Annotated in this window: 21 protein-coding genes; 12 read left to right on the top strand and 9 right to left on the bottom strand. The window is 48.9% G+C overall.

The features are described 5' to 3' along the window. Positions 1-2 precede the first annotated feature (2 nt). The 4 genes from Q0577_RS07465 to Q0577_RS07450 all read right to left on the bottom strand — a co-directional run bounded on the left by Q0577_RS07465 (position 3) and on the right by Q0577_RS07450 (position 3,649). Positions 3-929: a FecR domain-containing protein gene (locus tag Q0577_RS07465; RefSeq protein ID WP_298734333.1), complete on the bottom strand. Its 927-nt coding sequence runs from the start codon at positions 927-929 to the stop codon at positions 3-5. Positions 930-1,044: 115 nt separating this feature from the next. Next, on the bottom strand, positions 1,045-1,623 hold the full coding sequence (locus Q0577_RS07460) for an RNA polymerase sigma-70 factor (protein ID WP_298734330.1): 579 nt from the start codon (positions 1,621-1,623) through the stop codon (positions 1,045-1,047). A gap of 75 nt (positions 1,624-1,698) precedes the next feature. After that, the gene (locus Q0577_RS07455; protein ID WP_298734328.1) at positions 1,699-2,616 is read right to left on the bottom strand and encodes an AraC family transcriptional regulator; all 918 of its coding nucleotides are present in this window, start codon (positions 2,614-2,616) and stop codon (positions 1,699-1,701) included. 31 nt (positions 2,617-2,647) lie between these two features. After that, positions 2,648-3,649 carry an MBL fold metallo-hydrolase gene (locus tag Q0577_RS07450; RefSeq protein WP_298734326.1) on the bottom strand — a complete coding sequence of 334 codons (1,002 nt, stop codon included), beginning with the start codon at positions 3,647-3,649 and terminating at the stop codon, positions 2,648-2,650. Between the two features lie 126 nt (positions 3,650-3,775). Between Q0577_RS07450 and Q0577_RS07445 the strand changes: the two genes are divergently transcribed. The 4 genes from Q0577_RS07445 (at position 3,776) to Q0577_RS07430 (ending at position 6,936) form a co-directional block, all read left to right on the top strand. Continuing rightward, positions 3,776-4,219 carry an SRPBCC domain-containing protein gene (locus Q0577_RS07445; RefSeq protein WP_298734325.1) on the top strand — a complete coding sequence of 148 codons (444 nt, stop codon included), beginning with the start codon at positions 3,776-3,778 and terminating at the stop codon, positions 4,217-4,219. 6 nt (positions 4,220-4,225) lie between these two features. After that, positions 4,226-4,867 (top strand): DUF998 domain-containing protein, encoded by a 642-nt coding sequence (locus Q0577_RS07440; protein WP_298734323.1) that lies wholly within the window; start codon positions 4,226-4,228, stop codon positions 4,865-4,867. 85 nt (positions 4,868-4,952) lie between these two features. Further along, positions 4,953-6,197 carry an ATP-binding protein gene (locus tag Q0577_RS07435; protein WP_298734320.1) on the top strand — a complete coding sequence of 415 codons (1,245 nt, stop codon included), beginning with the start codon at positions 4,953-4,955 and terminating at the stop codon, positions 6,195-6,197. 22 nt (positions 6,198-6,219) lie between these two features. Further along, positions 6,220-6,936, top strand: a complete 717-nt coding sequence (locus Q0577_RS07430) for an RloB family protein (protein ID WP_298734317.1) — start codon at positions 6,220-6,222, stop codon at positions 6,934-6,936. Between the two features lie 74 nt (positions 6,937-7,010). Here the strand turns inward: Q0577_RS07430 and Q0577_RS07425 are convergent, their stop codons facing one another. Next, positions 7,011-7,595 (bottom strand): RNA polymerase sigma factor, encoded by a 585-nt coding sequence (locus Q0577_RS07425; protein WP_298734314.1) that lies wholly within the window; start codon positions 7,593-7,595, stop codon positions 7,011-7,013. A 122-nt stretch (positions 7,596-7,717) separates the two neighbouring features. Here Q0577_RS07425 and Q0577_RS07420 point away from each other — a divergent pair, with 122 nt between their 5' ends. The 4 genes from Q0577_RS07420 (at position 7,718) to Q0577_RS07405 (ending at position 15,689) form a co-directional block, all read left to right on the top strand. Then, positions 7,718-8,851, top strand: coding sequence for a FecR domain-containing protein (locus Q0577_RS07420; RefSeq protein ID WP_298734311.1), 1,134 nt, complete (start codon positions 7,718-7,720; stop codon positions 8,849-8,851). A 200-nt stretch (positions 8,852-9,051) separates the two neighbouring features. Further along, complete coding sequence (locus tag Q0577_RS07415; protein WP_298734308.1) at positions 9,052-12,345, top strand: TonB-dependent receptor; 3,294 nt, start codon at positions 9,052-9,054, stop codon at positions 12,343-12,345. A gap of 17 nt (positions 12,346-12,362) precedes the next feature. Then, positions 12,363-13,847, top strand: a complete 1,485-nt coding sequence (locus tag Q0577_RS07410) for a RagB/SusD family nutrient uptake outer membrane protein (protein WP_298734304.1) — start codon at positions 12,363-12,365, stop codon at positions 13,845-13,847. A gap of 42 nt (positions 13,848-13,889) precedes the next feature. Further along, on the top strand, positions 13,890-15,689 hold the full coding sequence (locus Q0577_RS07405) for a right-handed parallel beta-helix repeat-containing protein (RefSeq protein ID WP_298734301.1): 1,800 nt from the start codon (positions 13,890-13,892) through the stop codon (positions 15,687-15,689). Positions 15,690-15,691: 2 nt separating this feature from the next. On the opposite strand, the gene Q0577_RS07400 is transcribed toward Q0577_RS07405, so the two are convergent. Both Q0577_RS07400 and Q0577_RS07395 read right to left on the bottom strand, forming a co-directional pair. Next, positions 15,692-15,916, bottom strand: coding sequence for a hypothetical protein (locus tag Q0577_RS07400; RefSeq protein ID WP_298734299.1), 225 nt, complete (start codon positions 15,914-15,916; stop codon positions 15,692-15,694). Between the two features lie 53 nt (positions 15,917-15,969). Further along, a complete protein-coding gene (locus tag Q0577_RS07395; protein WP_298734297.1) occupies positions 15,970-16,176 on the bottom strand; it encodes an acetyl-CoA hydrolase/transferase C-terminal domain-containing protein in 207 nt (68 codons plus the stop codon). Between the two features lie 301 nt (positions 16,177-16,477). Here Q0577_RS07395 and Q0577_RS07390 point away from each other — a divergent pair, with 301 nt between their 5' ends. Further along, the gene (locus Q0577_RS07390) at positions 16,478-17,155 is read left to right on the top strand and encodes a BON domain-containing protein (RefSeq protein ID WP_298734294.1); all 678 of its coding nucleotides are present in this window, start codon (positions 16,478-16,480) and stop codon (positions 17,153-17,155) included. Positions 17,156-17,166: 11 nt separating this feature from the next. Next, positions 17,167-17,625, top strand: coding sequence for a pyridoxamine 5'-phosphate oxidase family protein (locus tag Q0577_RS07385; RefSeq protein ID WP_298734292.1), 459 nt, complete (start codon positions 17,167-17,169; stop codon positions 17,623-17,625). On the opposite strand, the gene Q0577_RS07380 is transcribed toward Q0577_RS07385, so the two are convergent. Then, the gene (locus Q0577_RS07380; protein WP_298734290.1) at positions 17,622-17,987 is read right to left on the bottom strand and encodes a hypothetical protein; all 366 of its coding nucleotides are present in this window, start codon (positions 17,985-17,987) and stop codon (positions 17,622-17,624) included. The genes Q0577_RS07385 and Q0577_RS07380 overlap by 4 nt on opposite strands. 209 nt (positions 17,988-18,196) lie before the next feature. On the opposite strand from Q0577_RS07380, the gene Q0577_RS07375 reads away from it, so the two are divergent. After that, positions 18,197-19,459: a PAS domain-containing sensor histidine kinase gene (locus tag Q0577_RS07375; RefSeq protein WP_298734288.1), complete on the top strand. Its 1,263-nt coding sequence runs from the start codon at positions 18,197-18,199 to the stop codon at positions 19,457-19,459. Continuing rightward, positions 19,456-20,514: a response regulator gene (locus Q0577_RS07370; protein ID WP_298734285.1), complete on the top strand. Its 1,059-nt coding sequence runs from the start codon at positions 19,456-19,458 to the stop codon at positions 20,512-20,514. The genes Q0577_RS07375 and Q0577_RS07370 overlap by 4 nt, the downstream gene beginning before the upstream one ends. Positions 20,515-20,520: 6 nt before the next feature. Here Q0577_RS07370 and Q0577_RS07365 read toward each other — a convergent pair whose 3' ends face one another. After that, positions 20,521-21,357: a universal stress protein gene (locus tag Q0577_RS07365; protein ID WP_298734256.1), complete on the bottom strand. Its 837-nt coding sequence runs from the start codon at positions 21,355-21,357 to the stop codon at positions 20,521-20,523. Positions 21,358-21,421: the final 64 nt, after the last annotated feature.

The following is a 21,421-nucleotide window of genomic DNA, read 5'->3' as shown; positions in this document are numbered from 1 at the left end:
TCCTATTTTGGTTGAATAGTTATGTGTCTTTCGTTTTTAAGAATAGTTACGTTGTACATGACGGAAAGCGTATTCCACAGTTCGGGCTTGTCTTTTAAAGATATGCGCCCGCTGAAGGTCTGTGTTTTCAGCTGTTCCGGTTTTTCAATGCTGATAGTATATCCATAAATAAGGCTTAGCATATCGGTGATATCTGACAGGCTGGTGTTTTGCAGGTAAGGATCATCCTCCTTCCAGGCGGTGTAAAGGGCCGCGTTCACCTGTTCTTTCCGCGAGCGGCCGTCTTCCAGCAGCCATTGTTCGTTGGGATGCAAAGTGGTGGTTTGCTGCGGACCGTTCACCTTTACCGCGCCGCTGCTGACCACTACCGCCGAACGGCGATCATCTTCCCTTACCACGAAGGAGGTACCCAGCACGGTGACCTTCATTCGTTGTGTTTGTACCGTGAAGGCTTTATCCGCGTGAGCTTTCACATCGAAATAGCCGGTACCTTTTATCCGGGCGGCGCGGCCGTCATACTGCAGTTCGCTGCCGGGGCTCAGCCATACCAGGCTGCTGTCTGGCAACAGGATCATCCGCGCACTGTCTGTTAGTGATAGTTTTACGAGTATGCGCCGGGATGTTTCCGGGTAGAAGAAATAAACAGCTACGCCGATGGCAACGAGCAGGATGGCGGCGTATTTCAGCCAGGCGCTGCGGCGGGGGCGGGGCGCCAGGGCTTGCTGCACCTGTTGCCATTGGGCGCGGATATCCTGCGGGGATATACCGGCGGCCCGTTGGTGGTCCAGTATATCTTTTACCCGGAAATATAATTCTTTATTGGCGGCATCGCTGTTGATCCAGGCAAGTACTTGTTGTTGCTCTGTTTCACTGGCAGTGCCGTCAATGAAGTTTATTAGCAGCTGGTGGTCGAATGGTTTATCGTTCATAGTGGCGTTGATATTATAAAGACGATGAGGGTGGTGGTTTATACGTATGGGGTGGGGAATTTTTTTTTGGGGGGGCTATTGCAGGGGAAGGGCACACGGGGTCTGGAGGCCCCTCTTACATCAATGACCAAAACAAATAACTCAGTTTCCTCACTTTGCCTTTAAGCAGTTTAATGGCCTTATACAGCTGTGTTTCCACCGTGCGGGAAGAGATGCCCATGGCATCAGAGATCTCCCGGGTTTTGAGACCTTCCTGGTAGCGGAGCTTTACTATTTCGCGGCATTTGGGGGGCAGTTGTTCGATGGCTTGCCAGATGCCGCCGTCTGCTGCGTTTATCAGCAGGCTTTCATGGCCGGATGCGGGATCGTAGTACGCCAGTTCCTGGAGGCGTAATTCAGCCAGGGCGCGGTTTACGTAGCGTTTATGCACCATGTCATGTTTGATCTGGTCCAGGCATTTGTTGTGTACGGCGCGGAAGAGGTAATGCCGGATGCTGTGCTTTATTTCCAGGCTGGCGGCCTGGCGGTGCAGTTGAATGAAAACGTCCTGTATGATATCTTCAGCGGTTTCCCGGCTTACGAATTTACCCGCATAGCCCAGGAGGCCGGCGGCATACTGTTCAAACAGCGCGGCCATTGCGGCGGGCGTATCCTCGCGGAGCGCTGCTTTCAATATATCTTCGCTATCGTACATGCGGGGGCATCGGTTTTTCCTTATGTGTATACCAATATAGTTACAATAAATGAAAAAGTGAAGGAAGAAAGCCGCTTAAAGCGACTTACGATATTCCAGGGGACTCTGCTGAGCATGTTTCCTGAAATAGTTACTGAAATGCGATGTTTCCAGGAAGCCAAGCCTGGAGGCGATCTCCTTGATGCTGAGATCCGGATCCTGCAGCATTACCTTGGCCTCCGCCACCAATTTATCGGCTATCCAGGCAACTATGGTTTTGCCGGTCTTACTGCGGATCACACTGGAAAGATAGTTGGCATTAAGGGACTGTTTTTCGGCATAGTCCTGCACCCTTAACTGGGTATCTGCCTTGCCGCTGACCAATTCCCTGACATGCTGCTCCAGGTTTCTCCGGAAGGTTTTTACGATCTGCGAGCTGCGGTTGCCTTCATAGATAGGATTATAGTCCTGGAAGAAATATTCTTTGATCTTCAGCAGCAAGGCTACCAGGGTGCTGCCGATGATCTTCAGCTTATAGGGAGAGCCGCCACGATGTTCCCTGCGAAGAAAACGGTACAGTTCTTCCATTACGGCAAACTGCTCCGGCCGCAGTATCCGTGGCTCAACGATCTCTGTCAGCAGGAAGGAAAACTCACGGTAGACATCAGCATGCACCTGCTCTTTCAGAAAAGACTCAGTAAAAACAATCAGGCAGGCGTCTGTCACCTCGCGCCATTCAAAATCGCGATAGTTGCCGGGGTTGGTAAAATACACGGTGCCCGGCGTAATATCGAAATGCTGGTCGTCAATTGTGTACCTGCCCACGCCCTGCTTCACAAAAAGGAAACTGAAAAAATCAGGCCGGTAGGGAATGGATGAAACGGGGAGCGTTTTAAATATATCCTGCAGGTAATGCGTGGTGAATCCTGAAGTAGTATCGATCTCCTCATGAGGAAGCCCCATCAGGTCATAAAGCGCTGCCAGGTCTTTGATCACAATATTCTTTGACGGCATAGTTTAAATTTAGGCATTAAATCATTACCCGCTACAGGTACAACGGCTTCCCGGGAGACAAAGCCAATATGCGATCGTTCAGTCCCTCTTGTGCAGCCACGCGCTGCAGCTCCGCCAGCGGCCTGCCCAATGGCTCATCTGCCAGGTCAAAAGTGCCGTAGTGCATGGGCACCAGGTAGCGGGCATGCAGATCCTGCAGGGCTTTTAATGCTTCTTCGGGCGACTGATGTATCAGATGCATGAACCAGCGGGGCTCATAGGCTCCAATACCCAGCAGGGCATAATCAAAGCTGCCGTAGATTTGCTGCAATTGTTTATAGCGGCCGTCATAACCGCTATCTCCCCCGAAACAGATCCGCCTGTCTTTCGCTTCGATCACAAAACCACCCCATAAACGTTTGTTCGTGTCAAAGACGCCGCGCTTGGACCAGTGCTGCGAAGGAATGAAGGTAATGTGCAGCGGCTTACTATCTGTATTGAACTGCTGATACCAGCCCGCTGTTTCAATGTTCGCTGAATGGGTGATGCTGTTGATGAGCGCGTCCATTCCCAGGCCTGACAAATACTGCATCGAGGGATTATTACGCGCCAACAGCTGCAGGCTTGCCTTATCACAATGATCGCGATGGTCGTGCGACAATAGCAGGTAGTCCAGGTCACGGATCCGCCCCGGGTTTACGGGCAATACCGATCTGCGCGGGAAAAAAGGGATATTGCCTAATACGGGATCTGTGAGCAGGCGGATACCGCCTATACGAATATAGAAACAGGCATGTCCTAACCATACAAGCAGGTCGTCTTCGCCATCCAGCCAGGTATCATCTGTATATACTTCGGGCTGCCAGGCAGCTGTTCGCTTTTCCTGTTCAAAGGGGTTGGTCTTCATCTTCCAGCGAAGCACTTCCCAGAAGTTGGTTACATAGGGCTGACCGAGGTTCATAAACCGTCCCTGCCCGTCTACCGGTGTGCCTTTCCAGTCTGTATCCTTAATAATCGTTTTTAACAGCGGGTTGCTGCGATAAGTGATCGCCATTATCTGTCGTCCATGATATAAGGATAAAGGTAAGAAAACAACACCTGATGTTCATTCTCTATAAAGGCAGTCCTTACAGGATTGAAGCAGTAAATTTTTGTATATTGAATATAAATCCTCAAGGACATGACCGACAAACTACCAGTACACGCCGTTGCTACGGCCTTATTCTCTGTAGCGCCTGAACAGGTTTTCGATGCATTCCTTAACACGGAAATGATCGGGCAGTTTATGTTTGGTCCGCAGCTGCGCGATGAAGAGATCGTCAGTCTCAGCAATAATCCCTGGGAAGGCGGCAGCTTCTCCTATGTTGTGCGCAGGCAGGGTGAGGAAATCAATCATGCGGGAAAGTACCTGGAAGTGAAACGGCCCAACCGCCTGGTGTTCAGCTGGCAGGTGATGAACGACCCTTCGGATTATTCTGTTGTGCTGATTGAAATAGTTCCCATAATAGCCGGTTGCGAGCTCACCCTTACACATGAAATGCCGGGCGAGTGGAAAGACTATGTGGAGCAAACAAAAGCGGCCTGGGGAAAGATGCTGGACAAACTCACGGAAATACTGCAATAGGGGCTGATGAAACGGCTGCTATTGTTATGCGGTATATTGTCTACGCTTGTTTTTATATGCGCTGACATCATCTCCGGGGCTGCCTGGAAGGGCTATCATTACCGCTCACAGGTTGTCAGTGAATTAATGGCTATTCATGCAGTGTCCAGGCCCATCGCCGTTCCCTTCTTTATGATCTATGACCTGCTGTTTGTTACCTTTGGAACCGGCCTGCTGTTATGCACGCAGGAAAAGCGCATGCGGATGGCCGGCGTATTGATCATTGGCGCGGGCATCAGCGGACTAATCACCACATTATGCTTTCCCATGCACCTGCGTACGGAGGCGCCAACGATCAGCGATACCCTGCATTTCATTCTTACCGGTCTGACCACTTTACTGATACTGCTGGCCATTGTTTATGCCGCTGCGGTATACGGCAAAAACTTCCGGTATTTTTCCATCTTCATCATTGTAATACTGCTGGTGTTTGGAGCCTTTGCAGCACTGGATGTTCCCAGGATTGCGGATAACCTGCCAACACCCTGGCTGGGGTTTACGCAACGGGTAACGATAGGCGCTTATTTGTTGTGGGTGGCTGTGTTGTCGGTAAAACTGTACATTGAGCAGGGCAAAAAACAATCCGGCAAAACGAGCTATTATTTCTAAATTTGAAGTTTTTTTACGTTTTTCCTGAAAATCATATCTATATTTGAATATATTTTGACGATTTTTCCCGTAAATAAACCTAGTGATGATAATTGACTTCAGTGTTGGCAATTACCGTTCGTTTAACGATGTTCAGACGCTCAGTTTAAAAGCTACCTCCTTAACATCACCCGACGAAAAGACAGATGATTTGAACATTGTTGATGTTAACGATACGAGACTATTGAAAATAGTAGGTATCTATGGTGCAAACGCCAGTGGTAAATCAAATATAGTTGCAGCATTGCATTTTTTCCATGTAATGGTGTCTCGCTCCATGGAGTCGGAAAATATTATCAAGCAAGGCCTAAATCCGTATAGGTTAACCAGCAACACGCTAAAAGATAGTGGGTTCTTCCAAATTATTCTACTGCTTGAAGGAAGACGATACCGTTATGGTTTTACCCTGTCGCCGAAATTTGAAATTGACAAAGAATGGCTTTTTGGACCGGCAGAGAAAAACGAAACATACTACTTTAAAAGAGAAGGTAACCAGATCACCACGAATCCTGAGTATTTCAGAGAGGGAAGCGGATTACCATTGGATAAAGTCAGAGGTAATGCATTGTTCTTAGCATTTTGCACAACCTATGATGGCCCTGTTTCAAAAACGGTTCGTGACTTTATTACTAACCAGATGATATTTGAAAATACGCTTTCCCCATTTCCAATGTTAAAAAGCGGTTATCCCTTTGGATCTGGCATGGAAAAAACAAACCAATTAATTGCGGATGGGAAAAAGGAAATAGTTTTATCCTATTTAAAAGACGCCGGACTGAGCTACAATGATATTAGTATTGAGAAAATAGAATTAACAAAAGACCTTAAATATGACCTTATCAAGGTCTCTAAACAGATTTTTGATAAAGATGATAATGTTACAGGAACGACTCAAATGGATCTTAAAACAGATGAGTCGCAGGGAACTAATAAATTCTATAACTACATAGGCGATTTGTATTACCTGTTTTCAAATGGAGGGGTTTTCATATCGGACGAGATTGATAGCAACTTTCATCCGGCATTGCTCAAGCATCTCATAAGCCTTTTTCAGAACCCTAAAATAAATGTTGCTAATGCGCAAGTCATATTTAGTAGTCATGATGTAAATTTAATGGCTCCTGACTTTATGCGTCGCGACCAGTTTTATTTTACAGAAAAAACTGTTTATGATAATACAAGACTTTACTCACTTGCAGACTTAAAAGGGATTCGAAATAATGTAGATTTTGCCCGTCACTACCTGGCAGGCTTTTACGGAGCATTGCCGCATCTCGGCAACTTAATATAATAACTGTATACACCAAAACATAATGAGCGAAATATTACCGTGGGATGTTCATTCCAATGAAGAACGCACCCCTGATGAATTGACTACATTTATTGTATTTTGCGAAGATGGAGTTTGTGAACCTCTGTACTTAAAATCGTTGGCTGGAGAGAAGGTAAAGATCAACGTAATTGACAATTCAAGAGAAGGAGACACTCAAGTTAGCAAGGCTTTGAAACATTGCCTGCGAGAAGGTAACGCTCAATGGATCGAAGAACAATATAAATTGCTGGAAGATGTGAAAGACCTGGTATGGTGTGTGTATGACAGAGATCTGAAATCAGAGAATATGGAGGAGATTGCAGAAGAGGATTGTATTTCTTTTGACAATAGCATAATAAATGCTGAACGGGCAGGACTAAAGGTAGCCTGGAGCAATGATTGCTTTGAACTCTGGATCCTACTTCATTTTGAAGATGTACCATTAAAGCCATTCCATAGAAACTATATTTATGATCGGTTAACGGAAAGATGTAAAACGCTGCCAGACCAACACCCTTTCCTTGAAAAGATAACAACCAATGACAGATTCAATTACAAGGAATCCTTAAAACAAAATAAAAGATTTACTTATATACTTTCCTATTTAAGAGAAAATCGTAGTGACGCTATAGAACGTGCAAACGCTCTTGTTCAACATCATGAAAAAAAAACCTTTCCATCAGCGAAACCCATGTACTCATATACATTATCTTGTTAAAGCAATAATTGATGCTGGAGGAAATTAACTATTAAAGCTCCACTGTTCTTTCTATACATATATTAATTCAGGACTCAGGCAGCGATCAACAAGCTGATCAACGCCGCCACCAAGAACTGCGGATCAAACGTCCGCAACGTTTTCAGCGCCCGTGTGAGCTGGTTTTCAACGGTGCGTTTGGAGATATTCAGCTTCTCTGCAATTTCCTGGTTACTCAGGCTGTTCATGCGGCTCAGCCAGAAGATCTCCCGGCATTTGGGAGGCAGGCCATTCAGCAGCTGCGCCAGGCGGGATTCCATATTCTCATACTCCAGCTTATTGACACCGGAATTATACACCGGCGGCACAATGGTTTCTGCAAACTGTTCAAAGTAAGCGGTGCAATTGATCTTTGCCGCCTTCAGGTATTTATATACCTGGTAACGGGCAGTGGCCTGGAGGTAAGGCAGGAAATTTTCTATCTTATTGGATTTGCGTTTTTCCCAGAGCGATACAAACACATCATGGGTGATCTCTTCTGCAGCGGAGGAATTTTTTAAGTAGTAGTTGGCGGTGGCATATATCTTTTTCCAGTACCGGTTATACAGCAGTACAAATGCCCGGCTGTTGTCTGCAACAACAGCGTCCCACAATTCATTGTCGGAGTACACATTTTTCATAACGATCGGCGGGTAAAAATAAAAATATTTCTGATTCATAGGAATATTTAAAAAAAATATGCCTTTCGCATGTGTGTGCAGCAGGGAATACCGGCACTATATAGTAAAGGGATATTACTATCATGACGCCCGAAGAATACATACGTTTATTTGAAAAATACCAGCAGGGCCAATGTACTCCCGAGGAGGAAGCTTTGCTGATGGAGTACCAGGACCATTTCCAGCTGCAGGAGGAGGAGCCTGCTATGTCTGCGGCCGACAAGGAACTGCGGCGCCGCATATTTGGCCGTATCGCCACAACTGCCGGAAGGAAAAAGGTATTCCGGTTACGTTGGGGCTGGGCTGCCGCCGCTATCGTGATCCTGGCAGCCGGCATGGGGGCTTTACTGTTAAACAGGCAGCCTGATTCATTGCCGGAGATAGTGGAAAAAGCCCCGGTCAAAAACGGTCCCATCACACCGGGCAGCAGCATGGCCACTCTTACCCTTGCCGATGGCGCTGTTATCGCGCTGGAAGACGCAGCAGACGGCATTGTTGCCCGGGCAGGCGGTACCGCCGTGACCAAGACCGGGAAAGGCGCCATTGCTTATGCAGACCAGGGAGGTGCAACAGATCAGCATTCGTTAAACACCATCAACATACCCAGAGGCGGGCAATACACCGTTACCCTGTCAGACGGCACAAAAGTATGGCTCAACAGCGAGTCTTCACTCACCTACCCCGTGGTATTTGGCGGGGCCGAACGCAAGGTAATACTGAAAGGCGAAGCCTATTTTGAGGTCAGTAAGAATGAGCAAAAACCCTTCATTGCTGAAACGGACCATGCCACCGTGCATGTACTGGGCACGCAATTCAACATCAATGCCTATCACGATGAGAAGGATGTGAAAGTTACGCTGCAGGAAGGATCCGTAAGACTTTCCAGCGAAGCTGACAAAACATTGCTGACGCCCGGCGAGCAAGGCATTGTATCGCTTTCGCATACCGCCATCGAAAAAAAGAAGGTCAACATGAACCAGGTAATGGCCTGGAAGAACGGCTACTTCATCTTCAGAAACAATACCATCCAGGACATTATGCGCCAGATAGGGCGCTGGTACGATGTGGAAGTAGTATATGAAGGAAACCTGCCGAAAGGCACCTTTGGCGGCACCTATTCCAGGAACAAGGATATCCACGAATTACTTAAAGGCCTTGAACTAACCGGTTTAGTACACTTTAAAATTGAAGGAAGGAGGATAATCGTTATGACTTAACATGATACCTGCATGGTTATCAAAACAGATCAGGAGCGTTGCGACCGCCCCTGATCTTCAGCCTAAGCTGCACCAGGTAACCAACAAATGCTTGTGAATGCCAATTATTGTTAATTAAACCTAGCTCTCAAATGTACAAAATTTTTACTGAGCCATTGCTCAGGCGAGGTACCCCTGCCTGGCTCAAACTTATCTGCGTTATGAATTTTACCGGCGTACTTATTCTTGCCGCTGTATTACAGGTCAGTGCAAACGCATCCGCCCAGCGGGTAAACATAGCCGTGCAAAAAGCGCCGCTGGAAGATGTGCTGTTCAGCATACAACAGCAAACCGGCTATGACTTTCTTTACAGTGCGGACCTGATCAGGACCGCAGCGCCCGTCTCCGTGTCTTTGAAAGACGCTCCCCTGATGACGGCGCTCAACGTTATCTTCGAACAACAGCCCCTGGATTATGTCATCAATAACAAAACAGTTACCATCCGGTATAAACCGCACCAGCCAACCAGCGTTTTCACGGTAAGAGGAAAGGTAACAGATAGCAAAGGTGTTCCTATCGAAGGCGTAACGGTGCAGCTGAAAGGTACCTCCACAGGTACGGCCACACAATCCGGCGGCGCCTACAGCCTGGATCTGCCAGACAGCAGGGGCACGCTACTGTTCAGCTTTATCGGTTATGTAAAACAGGAAGTGCCGGTTAACGGCAGACCCGTGATAGATATTACGTTACTGGAAGAAGAAAAGAACCTGGGCGAAATACTGGTAACCGGTTATTCCACGCAAAGCAAACACACGCTTACCAGCGCGATTGTTGCGGTGAAGGGAGAAGAGCTGACCAAAAGAGTAGCTACAGATCCCGCCTCCCTCCTGCAGGGCCAGCTGCCCGGCCTCTCGGTAGTGCAAAACTCCGGCGAACCGGGTAATGACGCCATCCAGCTGCGCATCCGCGGCGTGGGCACCTTCAGTGCGGCGGGCAACAAACCCCTCACCATTGTAAACGGTTTGCCGGGAGATCTCTCCGTCATCAACCCAAACGATATCGAATCCGTTACGGTACTGAAAGATGCATCGGCGGCAGCCATCTATGGTTCGCAGGGCGCCAATGGTGTGATCGTGGTGAAAACAAAGAAGGGAAAAGCAGGCGCTTTCACCCTCTCCTACAATTACAGTATTGGTTTTGCCACGCCTACCAGGCTTCCGGAAGTAGTCACCAATTCTGCACAGTACATGGAATTACTGAACGAAGCAGAAGTGAACTCCGGTAACGCACCCGTATATACGCAGGAGCAGATCGACCTGTACAGGGATGCGACCGACCGTGTTAAATACCCTAACCACGACTGGCTGGATGAAATGTTCAGTACCGCCATCGTGCAAAACCACTACCTGAATTTAAGCGGCGGTAATGACCGCACCACTTACAGCCTTGGATTGGGCTATACCAACCAGCAGGGTACCATGCGTGGTTTTGAGTACAAGAAGTATACGCTGGACCTGGGCCTGAGCTCAAAAGTGCACAAGCGTGTAACTTTAGGCACCAACCTGCAATTACGCTATGGCAACCGGCTGAGCCCCTTCGTAGGATCAACCGACCTTTATATCTCTACCCTGGCGCAATCACCGCTGTACCCGGCCCGCACACCTGATGGCCTCTGGATCAATAAAGCCTACGACAGGGAGCTGGGTAACAAGAACCCCGTGCTTACCTCCACGATCAGAACACAAAATCCTAACTACTATGCACAGGGCAACATCTCCGTTGATGTAGACATTTTAGATGGCCTCCGGTGGGAGAACCGGGCGGGCCTGAATTTCGTGCTGGATAAAACAAAAACCTTCAGACCGGTCATACCCCTGTACCTGTACAGCACTTTATCTTTCGCAACCAATGCGGATGTTGGTACGCCCGGCCTGAGTGTAACGGAAGACGATGGCGTAATGTACAATGTCTACAGCCAGCTGAACTACCATAAAACACTGGGTAAACATGACCTTACCGTATTGGCAGGCGCACAGCAGGAAGTGAATAACATCAGCAATTTAGATGCCTGGCGCATCGGCTATCCTACCAATGAACTGCAGGAGCTGGACGCCGGATCTGTGAGCGGGCAAACCAACGCAGGTAATTCTGCCGAGTATGTGATCCATTCATTTTACGGCAACATCAATTACAATTTTGACGATAAATACCTGCTGGGCATGAGCCTCCGTTACGACGGTACTTCCAGGCTACCCAGCCGCAGCCGCTGGGGACTTTACCAGTCTTTCTCCGCCGGCTGGCGGATCTCCAGGGAGCGTTTCCTGGCAGATGTAAAATGGCTGAACGACCTGAAGATACGCGGATCATGGGGACGCCTCGGTAACCAGAACATCGGCTACTACCCTTACCAACCTACGCTTTCGCAGAACAATTATGCATTCAGCAACGGCATCGTATCCGGCTTTGTTCCCAACCAGCTGGTAGATCCGCAGCTCACCTGGGAAACCACACGCATGACCGATATCGGCCTGGATATGGTGGCGCTGAACAACCGGCTGGAATTCACCTTTGACTGGTTCAGCAAGTATACCTACGATATCTTAAGACAATCGCAGGTGCCGCAGGCATTAGGCGTTACGGCGCCCATCGTTAACAATGGCGCAGTAAGCAACAAGGGCGTGGAATTCAGTGTGCGGTGGCAGGATCGGATAACGCGTAAGTTCAGTTACTATGCACAGGCCAACTTCCAGCTCTATCGCAATAAACTGGTGTCTTTCGGCGCAGACGAGATAGGCGGCCCGGATGGTCAGACCATCATGCGCAACGGATATCCTATCAACTCCTTCTACCTGTATACCATGGACGGCATTTTCCAGAACCAGGAAGAAATTAACCAGGCGCCCGACCAATCCGCACTGGGTGGCACCCCTACCCCCGGCGACATACGGTATAAGGACATCAATGGCGATAAAAGAGTGGATGATAACGACCGGAGCATCTTTGCAGGCCAGTATCCCAAGTTCGAGTATTCCTATACCATGGGCTTTAATGTGGGCAACTTCGACGCCAGCGTAATGTTGTACGGCTCTTATGGCAATAAGATATACATGGGCAAATGGGGCATCGATCCTTTTGCACAGGGCGCTATGCCCACTACCGACTGGCTGAACAGGTGGACGCCTGAAAATCCGTCTGCCACCATGCCCAAGATCTACATGGGCTTTTACGGGTATCCCCGGATCACCAATCAGCAGTCTACCTACTATCTCTACAATGCCAGCTTTATGCGCATCAAGAACCTGCAGATTGGTTATACATTCCCGCAGGGATTTGTAAAAGGGATCCGCTCACTCCGTATCTACAGCGCGGTTGACAACCTGGCGCTGTTCACACCGCTGAAAAAAGGCACCGATCCGGAAAGGCTGGACATTAACACCAAGCCTGACAGCTGGTATGGCTTTGCCAATTACCCGCAGAACCGTACGATCACACTGGGCGCCTCTGTTCAATTTTAACTTCAATGATCCAAGACATGAAAAAATATTTTGCCGCTATCATAGTAACCGCACTTTGTAACACCGGCTGCAAGAAGCTGGATGTTACCCCGCCGGATAAACTGTCTACCAACATTTTCTGGAAATCTCCCGCTGACGCAGATCTTGCGCTCACGGGCCTGTACGGCACCCTCTATGCCACCCATGGGCAGATTGCCGTGTATGCGCCGATGTGGTGGGAAAACTTCAGTGATAATTCCTATACGCAAAACAACCAGGGCGCTGCACAGCAATCACTGATATCCGGCCTTTCATCCAACATCGGCGGGTTTCCTACTTCCAGCAACGAGAGTTTGTATATCAGCTCCTATAAGGGCATCGCCGCGGCCAATAGCCTGCTGGCCAACGTGGATAAGGTGCTGAGCGGCGATCAGCTGGCCCGCTATAAAGGAGAGGCTTATTTCCTGCGGGCCTTCCACTACTTTATGCTTGCCCAAACTTATGGCAATGTGCCGTTGATCACGGAAGATCCGCTGACCATTGATTTCAGCAAAAGAGTGCGCAAGTCGCCCAGGCAGGAGATCCTTCAGCTGATAGAAAACGACCTGGACCAGGCCATTGCGGCTTTACCCGCGGCCAGGTACACCAGCGGCCATGCTGTAAAAGCCTCTGCACAAGGCATCAAGGTAAGGGTGCTTTTATTTGAGAAGAAGTACGCGGAAGCCGCTGCACTGGCAAGAGAGATCATCAATGATAACCTGTTCTCGCTGCATAATAATTATGCCGGCAATTTCTACAAGCCGGATCAGCGTTCCAGTCCGGAGATCATGTTCTCCGTACAGTTCCAGGCGCCGGCGGCCGCGCATAATTTTTCCATTACAACGGCTATTATCCGCTCGGGTTACAAAGACCTGCAGGGCACACAGGATATGATCGATGAGTACGAACCAAATGATCCGCGCAAGAACATGACCTTCTTCTTCCCGGGAGATGGCCCTGAGCAAGGCTGGCCTTTCCCCGGCACCGTTGGTACACCGGGCGTGAACAACTGGACGCGGGGATTTTACCCCGGCAAAAAATGGCTGGATCCTAAGATCATAGATCCCCAGCCCGGTTTGCTGGACGACCAGGACTATGTATGGCTGCGGTATGCAGACGTGAAACTGATGTATGCGGAAGCGCAGAACGAAGTTGCAGGCCCGGATGCCAGTGTGTACCAACAGGTGAACGAAGTACGTGCACGGCCCGGAGTAGATATGCCGCCACTGCCTGCGGGCCTTAGCCAAACGGAAATGCGGGAAAGGATCCGGCATGAGCGCCGGGTGGAATTTGCCCTGGAAGGCTTACGTTATTTTGATCTGCGCAGGTGGGGCATTGCCGTACAAAAGCTGAACGGGTTTGTACAGAATCCGCTGACGCCTAACATTAAAACCGTGTACAGAAGCAATTTTGATTACTGGCCTTTGCCGCAATCTGAGATTGACCGCAATAAACCGGAGCTGATCCAGAATGACGGGTATTAGTAAGTTGAACGGCTTGTTGTATATTGTCCGGATATTCAGCTCATGATGCAGCGACTGTTCCTGTTTTTAATCTTCTGCAGTATTGCAGTTGTGCAGCCCGGAAAATATGCTTTCGGCACGGATTATTACATTGACCCGCTTGAAGGGAATGACAACAATAACGGCATCAGCCGGGAAGCGGCCTGGAAAACATGCAGGCCGCTTCTTACATTGCGCCTGCTGCCGGGTGATGCGGTAGCTTTTGTGCGGCCGGGCGCTTTCCATGAACCGCTGCTGTTACGGGCGCGTGGTACGGAAAAGCAGCCGGTACGCATAAAGTTTGCAGCAGGCAGGTATGACTTTTACCCGGATAGCGCTACCAGGAAACGCCTGCATATATCCAATACCAACGACCGGCCCAATGAGCTGAAAGCAATGGCGATCATGCTGGACTGCTGCAGCTACGTGGAGATAGATGGCCGGGGCGCAGCGCTGGTTATGCGGGGCAAGATGATCGAGACCTACCTGCACAGCTGTGATCATATTACACTGAACGGATTAAGTTATGATTACCATCGGCCCACTGTCTCCGAACTCACGGTAATGGATGTAGGAGATCATTATGCCGATGTAAATATCCACAGCGATTCGGAGTTCAGCATCCGGGACAGCCTGCTAACCTGGATCGGGGAAGGCTGGCGTTATCAGCCGGGTTCCTATTGGCAGGTTCTTGATCCGGAAACCAATGAGCTGTCGCGTATGGATGTCCCGATGAAGCAGCTCCGTTTCAGCCGGCTGGATAATGGTAAAGTGCGGATCCATTTTCCTGAAAACCCGGGGTTCAGAAAAGGATGTGTCTACCAGAACCGGGATGTGACCAGGGATTGTGCAGGCATCTTTATGGAAAAGAGCTCACAGCTGACCCTGCGGAACATGCACATCTACTTTATGCATGGGATGGGTGTTGTGAGCCAGTATTGCCGGGATATAAAAATGGACAGCATCATAGTAAAGCCCGGGGAAAACACCGGGCGCACCGCTGCTGCCTGGGCAGATATCCTGCATTTTTCCGGCTGCAGCGGAATGATATCGGTTAGTAACGCTTACCTGTCGGCCGCCAATGATGACGCCATCAATATACACGGCACTTATTTAAAAATAGTAGAAATGCCTGCGCCTGATAAAGTGCAGGTGCAGTTTATGCATGGTCAGACTTATGGGTTTGATGCATTTGCTGCGGGGGATAGTGTGGCCTTCGTACAGGCGGGCAGTTTATTATCCGTGCATAAAGCACAAATAAGCAGTGTTGAGCGGATAAATGAGAAAACATTTGTACTGACATTAAAAAGCCCGGTACCGGGTATCGTAAAGACCGGCGACGCCGTGGAGAATATCAGCGCCACACCCGAAGCATATATCCATCATAATACCATCACGAGGATACCTACCAGGGGCATCCTGGCAACTACGCCGCGTGCCGTGTTGATAGCGCATAATAATTTTGAGCGGGTACATATGAGTGCGGTATTCATCAATGGCGATGCTTCAGGATGGTATGAGTCTGGCATGGTGAAGGATGTGAAGATCAGTCATAATAACTTCAATTACTGTGGCGAGCCCGTGATCAATGTACACCCGGAGAACACGGTGTTTAAGCGCGATCCGGTACACCGTAATATTCTTATAACGGAGAATTCTTTCAGGCTCCGGGGAAAAGAACTGTTATCAGCAAAAAGTACACGGAATATAAAGTTGACGGGGAACGTCGTTCATGAAGCGGGAGCCGTTAAACGCATAGAGGAATTAATAAAGCTGGATCATTGTAGCGGGGTGAAGATAACAAACAACAGACTGGAGCGGTAATACTAGATTAAACGGAACACCCGCTTGCGGTATTCCTCAAAATCCTGTTCATTGGATAAAGTGTCGAACTTCTCCTGTTGGCCGTTCCTGTTTTCTCTTACCAGGATCACATCCATCCCCCCTATTATGGTTCGCCTCGCTTTATCAAATATACGCTCCAGTTCCTGGCGGTCCTGGATGGACTGCAATTCTTCAATACGGTTCACTACGATGATATAATCTTCCATTCGGTCTGTTTGGGGCAAAGGTAAAAATAAGCGCGGACGTAACCGTCAAACGTTTACACCAAACGGTACAATTTCCCGAATCGCTGATAATATGCTTTCTCCAAATCTTCTCTATGCGCCGGGTCTGCAATGCTGATCAGCAGGCGGGCCCTTTGCTCCAGGTTCCTGCCATACAGGTTCACCACTCCATGCTCTGTTACCACATAGTGTACATGACCGCGCGTGGTCACCACTCCCGCGTCCGTTTTAAGTGCAGGCACAATACGGGAGATCCCTACTTTTTAAAATGCTGTGTTTGTGATTACTTTCTGGCATTATCCAACTTTCAGATAATTCACTGCGGCTACCGGGCCGTCAATATATTTAGGGTTCACCCTGTTATAACCTGCTTTATAGATAATGATCCCTTTCATGACTATAATTTTATGGGTGAGTGATAAAAACCGCCCGCTGCGCATGATAAATATCAGTTTCCGGTATAATGACGGTCATTCCGGTAGCATCCGGGCAAGGGTACCTTTGTACCAGGCAACCTTCCTGCCATCTAAAACCAAATTGTGTATGAAAACAGATATAGCAATACAAAGAAATGTAATCGATGAGATCCGGTGGGACCCCATACTGCATTCCGCGCTGATCGAAGTGAACGTGAAAGACGGGATCGTTTGCCTGAAAGGCAATGTAGATAACTTCAGCCAGCGTATGGCCGCTGAAAATGCCGCCAAACGGGTGAAAGATGTCAGGGCGGTAGCATTGGACCTGGCCATCCGCATTCCCGATGAACAAAAACGTCCAGATACAGATATTGCCGCCGCAGCGCTGAATGCGCTGAAATGGAGCAGCTTTGTACCGGAAGACAGGATCAGGCTGAAGGTGGACGATGGATGGATCACCATCGAAGGAGAAGTGGAATGGCAGTTCCAGAAAGAATCGGCCTACAGCGCGGTGAGTGATCTGATCGGCGTGCACGGCGTTACTAACCGGATCAAGGTACGGCCCAATATTACCCCCGTTATTGTAAAAGACGTGATTAAAAAAGCACTGGAACGCAGTGCAGATATAGAAGCCAACAGCATCAACATTTTAACAGACGGCGGCAGGATCGTACTGAAAGGCAAAGTACGCTCCTGGGCAGAACGAAAGGTGGTAGAACGCGCAGTATGGGCCACACCGGGTGTAATAGATGTAAAAGATGAACTGATCGTTGATCCTGATCACATCACCAATGTCTCACTTTAAAAACCATCAATATGTTAGGTAAACTGGGTACAGACCAGATCGATGCGGTGCTGAGCGCCAATATCACCGGCCGCATTGGCTGTACAGACGGAGAAAAGGTATATGTAGTACCTGTCAGCTATGCTTTTAACGGCACCCATATCATCGCGCATTCAAAAGAAGGGATGAAGATCAGCATGATGCGGAAACATCCGCAGGTGTGCTTCCAGGTAGACGAAATAGATGATTATGCCAACTGGCGCAGTGTGATAATATGGGGTAAATACGAAGAGATCACCGACCCACGGGAACGCTACTACGCCGCTAAATACCTGGTGGGCCACCTGATGCACAGACAGGTGAGCGAAACCGCCGGTGTGGATGATATGCGTATAGAAGTGGATCGTGCGGAGGAACCGGTACATCATCCCCGGCCAATTGTATACCGGATCCGGATAGACGAAAAAACCGGCCGGTATGAAGAACATTAGCGTTTTTCCACCATATTTCCTTCCTCATTCAGCTGTGCCAGCGTCCAGTTATCGGTTTTGGTGGTAGCCAGCCACAGATCGCCAGACTTGCGCAGTACCTGGGCATTCAGGCCGTACAGGCGGCAAAAATCATGTTCCAGTTCATGGGCCGTACGGTTGGGACTGATATCGATCCAGCCAAAGCTATGCATCATCCGTACATCCTCTATCGGTGTTGCAGGCGGTATCCTGTCCTGCGCCGGGGAGGCCGCTCCTGGAGCATGCGGCTGCCGGTAAAATTCCAGTTTCAGGTAAGGATAGGCCACCTTAAAATCATCCTGTATATTACTGATGGTAGCGTCTTCACTTATATAGATCTGCATGGCAATAGATTTTTATGATACAAGATTAAGCCCATCCCCTATGGCCGGAAATGATGGCGATCAGTTGCCCGGATGACCGTCATCATCCCCAATAAACGCTGATTATCAGAAATTAGCAGCGTAAACAGCAGATATGAAACATATCAGTAAATTTGCAATAGAAAAGTACCACGACAGCGTACAAGGCACTCATCGACAAAAACTACTAAATGGAGCCCTCTATCAATGATCGCTCGGGAGACAGGTTTTTACAAAAGGAAGTAGAAAAGGAACTACAGCGTTTCGGGGCATTATTTGATTATGCCAGTATCGGTATTTTGGTAACCAATAAACAGGGAGAGATCATCATGATCAATGATTTCGCACTGGACCAGTTTGGCTACCAGCGCGAAGAACTGTTAGGGCACACCATTGAAAAGCTCATGCCCCCGCATGTGCGCGACAGGCATGTAGGGCATCGCAACCGTTATGCGGCCCATCCGCAGAGCAGGCCCATGGGCATCGGGCTTGATCTCTTTGCCATCCGTAAAGACGGCACGGAGTTCCCGGTAGAGATCAGCCTCAGCCACTACGAAAATGAAGAAGGCAGTTTTGTCATCGCCTATATCAACAACATCACCGCCAGGAAACAGGCAGAAGCCAAGATAGAACGCCTGAACAATGAGCTGGAACAGATGGTGGAAGAAAGAACGCAGCAGCTCAGGGAAACGCTGGAAATGCTGGAAAGATCAAAAGAAGATCTTACCGCCGCCCTGGGCAAGGAAAAAGAGCTGAGCGAGTTGAAATCACGTTTTGTCTCGCTCGCCTCGCATGAATTCCGCACCCCGCTCGCTACTATTTTATCTTCGGCCTACCTGGTGAAACAATATAGCAAGGAAGCCGACCAGGACAAGCGGAACAAACACCTGCAGCGGATCGTTATCTGTGCAAAACTGCTGACAGACATTCTCGATGAATTCCTCTCAGTGGGCAAAATAGAAGAAGGAAGGATACAGGTACGCTATGCCAATATCAAAGTAGATGACTTCTTTCATAACATCATTCAGGAAATGCAGGGGCTTACCAAGGAAGGCCAGCATGTTGACTATGTGCACGAAGGCGAGCCGGATGTAACGCTGGATCCCTCCCTGCTGAAACATATCGTCATGAACCTGTTAAGCAATGCGATCAAGTTCTCTGATAATAACAGCACCATCCAGGTACGTACCTATCACCATAACGACGAGTTCAAACTGAAAGTAGCGGATCAGGGCATCGGCATGTCGCGGGAAGACCAGCAGCACCTGTTTGAACGTTTCTACCGCGGGGCCAATACCAGTAACATACAGGGAACGGGCCTGGGCTTACATATTGTCAGCAAATACTGCGAGATGATGAACGGCAGCATTTCCTGCGAGAGTGAACTGGATAAGGGCACTACCTTCACCATCATTTTTCAGCTCAATAACAATTCTACAAATAATAACGCATGAAAACGATCCTGCTAATAGAAGACAATGCATTTATCCGTGAAAACACCTCGGAAATACTCGACTTAGCCGGATATAAGGTTTTATCGGCAGAGAATGGCAAAGCCGGTGTGGAACTGGCCATGGAGCACACGCCCGACCTGGTGATCTGCGATATTATGATGCCGGTGCTCGATGGCTATGGTGTACTGCACATGCTGCAGCGCAATAAGGACATGAAGGATATTCCCTTTATTTTCCTTACCGCCAAAACAGAACGGAGCGATTACCGCAGGGGCATGGAAATGGGCGCAGACGATTACATCATGAAACCTTTTGAAGCCACCGAACTGCTGCATGCCATTGAAAGCCGCCTGAAAAAGGCCGCGCTCAGAAAAGCGGAATTCAGTCCCAACCTGCAGGGTTTGAGCAAACTGATGGAAGCGGCTACCGGTAAGGCGTCCATCAAGGCATTGGCAGAAGGACGCGATATTGAGCGATACAAAAAAAGACAGACCATCTATACGGAAGGCAATCATCCCGTGAACCTTTTCTATATTCAGAAAGGAAAAGTGAGGGTGTTTAAACGGAATGACGATGGTAAAGAGTTTGCCGTTGACCTGTACAATACCGGCGACTTCTTTGGTTATGTTCCCATGCTGGAAGGCACCGTGTATAAAGACACTGCCGAGGCGATGGAAGAAAGCGAGATTGCCGTGATACCCCGCGAAGATTTTGAAGCGCTCATGGGCAGCCAGATAGATGTGGCGGCGCAGTTTATCCGCATGCTGGCCCGCAATGTTACCAGCAAGGAACAACAGCTACTGGGACTGGCCTATAATTCGCTGCGCAAGAAAGTGGCGGAAGCTTTGCTGTCACTCTACCGCAAATACAACGAACAGAAAGAGGAACCCTTTGTAATTGATATCAGCCGTGATAACCTGGCCACCATCGCCGGTACGGCCACTGAATCACTGATCCGTACGCTGGGCGATTTCAGGGAAGAAAAGCTGATAGAGATCAGGGAAGGCTCCATTGTGATCCTCAATGAAAAGAAATTGTCCAATATGCTGTATTAGTACAAGCTATTTGTTGTGTGCAATGAACAAAGGCATGGCCAGCGCTTCCATCAGCTCGTCTGCCATGCTGGGGCGAAACCAGCGGGACACCATCCCTCTTCTGTAAGCGCCCAGCACAGCCAGTGTACCGGTAGCCTGCTGCTGCAGGAATTCCGTGATCACCGGCTCAGCCCTGCCCTGTAAAACCTTATAGGCTGCTTTCGGGAAATGCCGTTTCATAAACTCTTTCATCAGCCGGTTATCCGGCAGATGCAACCCATCGCCCGGATCATTTACAGACACTACTTCCGTAGACAGCTGCTGCAAACCCGGCAGCAGGTAGCTGAACATTTTGATGGCATACACGGATGAAGGCTCACCATCATAGAGCAGCACCAGTTTCTTTATTTCCCGGTACTCAGGCGGCACCAGCAGCACGGGACATTGTACATCCACCAGCAGGTCGCGGATGAAGCGGGTGGGCGCCGGCTCTTCTTCTGTTGCCAGGGTTTCTTCCATATCAATGATCAGCATATCTGCATAAATGCTTTCGTGCAATATTTCCTGGATGGCAATGCTCCGGTCGCGGTGAACGCTGTAGTTCAGTCCTGCTTCCTGGCAGGCCTGCTCAAAATGGCGTACGGATATTTCCCTGATCGCTTCATCCTTTGCTTCCATCTCTTTAATACCGGCGTTGGTGGCGCCGGCTTTCAACATTTTGTACATACTGAAGCTGTTATAGGTAAAATCGTCCAGGAAAAGCCCAACAAGGTGGGATGGCTGCTGCCGGGCCACCGCTATTGCATAACGTAAGGTGCTGTCAGAGAACCTCAGGCCATCAAAAACGACTACTATTTTCTTCATGATGCATAAGTTTTAACCAAAGGTAGCGAGGGCCCGGTATACGGCACAGAACAATGGTTAGCCT

Origin of the sequence: uncultured Chitinophaga sp., from assembly GCF_937898475.1 — a bacterium.
GTDB lineage: Bacteria > Bacteroidota > Bacteroidia > Chitinophagales > Chitinophagaceae > Chitinophaga.
Note: the sequence above shows the minus strand (reverse complement) of the source record. Positions and strands in the feature narration are given on the sequence as shown.

Excerpts from the sequence above, each read along its gene's own strand:
- Q0577_RS07465 (WP_298734333.1), bottom strand. The coding sequence starts at position 929 with ATGAACGATAAACCATTCGACCACCAGCTGCTAATAAACTTCATTGAC.
- Q0577_RS07460 (WP_298734330.1), bottom strand. The coding sequence starts at position 1,623 with ATGTACGATAGCGAAGATATATTGAAAGCAGCGCTCCGCGAGGATACG.
- Q0577_RS07455 (WP_298734328.1), bottom strand. The coding sequence starts at position 2,616 with ATGCCGTCAAAGAATATTGTGATCAAAGACCTGGCAGCGCTTTATGAC.
- Q0577_RS07450 (WP_298734326.1), bottom strand. The coding sequence starts at position 3,649 with ATGGCGATCACTTATCGCAGCAACCCGCTGTTAAAAACGATTATTAAG.
- Q0577_RS07445 (WP_298734325.1), top strand. The coding sequence starts at position 3,776 with ATGACCGACAAACTACCAGTACACGCCGTTGCTACGGCCTTATTCTCT.
- Q0577_RS07440 (WP_298734323.1), top strand. The coding sequence starts at position 4,226 with ATGAAACGGCTGCTATTGTTATGCGGTATATTGTCTACGCTTGTTTTT.
- Q0577_RS07435 (WP_298734320.1), top strand. The coding sequence starts at position 4,953 with ATGATAATTGACTTCAGTGTTGGCAATTACCGTTCGTTTAACGATGTT.
- Q0577_RS07430 (WP_298734317.1), top strand. The coding sequence starts at position 6,220 with ATGAGCGAAATATTACCGTGGGATGTTCATTCCAATGAAGAACGCACC.
- Q0577_RS07425 (WP_298734314.1), bottom strand. The coding sequence starts at position 7,595 with ATGAAAAATGTGTACTCCGACAATGAATTGTGGGACGCTGTTGTTGCA.
- Q0577_RS07420 (WP_298734311.1), top strand. The coding sequence starts at position 7,718 with ATGACGCCCGAAGAATACATACGTTTATTTGAAAAATACCAGCAGGGC.
- Q0577_RS07415 (WP_298734308.1), top strand. The coding sequence starts at position 9,052 with ATGAATTTTACCGGCGTACTTATTCTTGCCGCTGTATTACAGGTCAGT.
- Q0577_RS07410 (WP_298734304.1), top strand. The coding sequence starts at position 12,363 with ATGAAAAAATATTTTGCCGCTATCATAGTAACCGCACTTTGTAACACC.
- Q0577_RS07405 (WP_298734301.1), top strand. The coding sequence starts at position 13,890 with ATGATGCAGCGACTGTTCCTGTTTTTAATCTTCTGCAGTATTGCAGTT.
- Q0577_RS07400 (WP_298734299.1), bottom strand. The coding sequence starts at position 15,916 with ATGGAAGATTATATCATCGTAGTGAACCGTATTGAAGAATTGCAGTCC.
- Q0577_RS07390 (WP_298734294.1), top strand. The coding sequence starts at position 16,478 with ATGAAAACAGATATAGCAATACAAAGAAATGTAATCGATGAGATCCGG.
- Q0577_RS07385 (WP_298734292.1), top strand. The coding sequence starts at position 17,167 with ATGTTAGGTAAACTGGGTACAGACCAGATCGATGCGGTGCTGAGCGCC.
- Q0577_RS07380 (WP_298734290.1), bottom strand. The coding sequence starts at position 17,987 with ATGCAGATCTATATAAGTGAAGACGCTACCATCAGTAATATACAGGAT.
- Q0577_RS07375 (WP_298734288.1), top strand. The coding sequence starts at position 18,197 with ATGGAGCCCTCTATCAATGATCGCTCGGGAGACAGGTTTTTACAAAAG.
- Q0577_RS07370 (WP_298734285.1), top strand. The coding sequence starts at position 19,456 with ATGAAAACGATCCTGCTAATAGAAGACAATGCATTTATCCGTGAAAAC.
- Q0577_RS07365 (WP_298734256.1), bottom strand. The coding sequence starts at position 21,357 with ATGAAGAAAATAGTAGTCGTTTTTGATGGCCTGAGGTTCTCTGACAGC.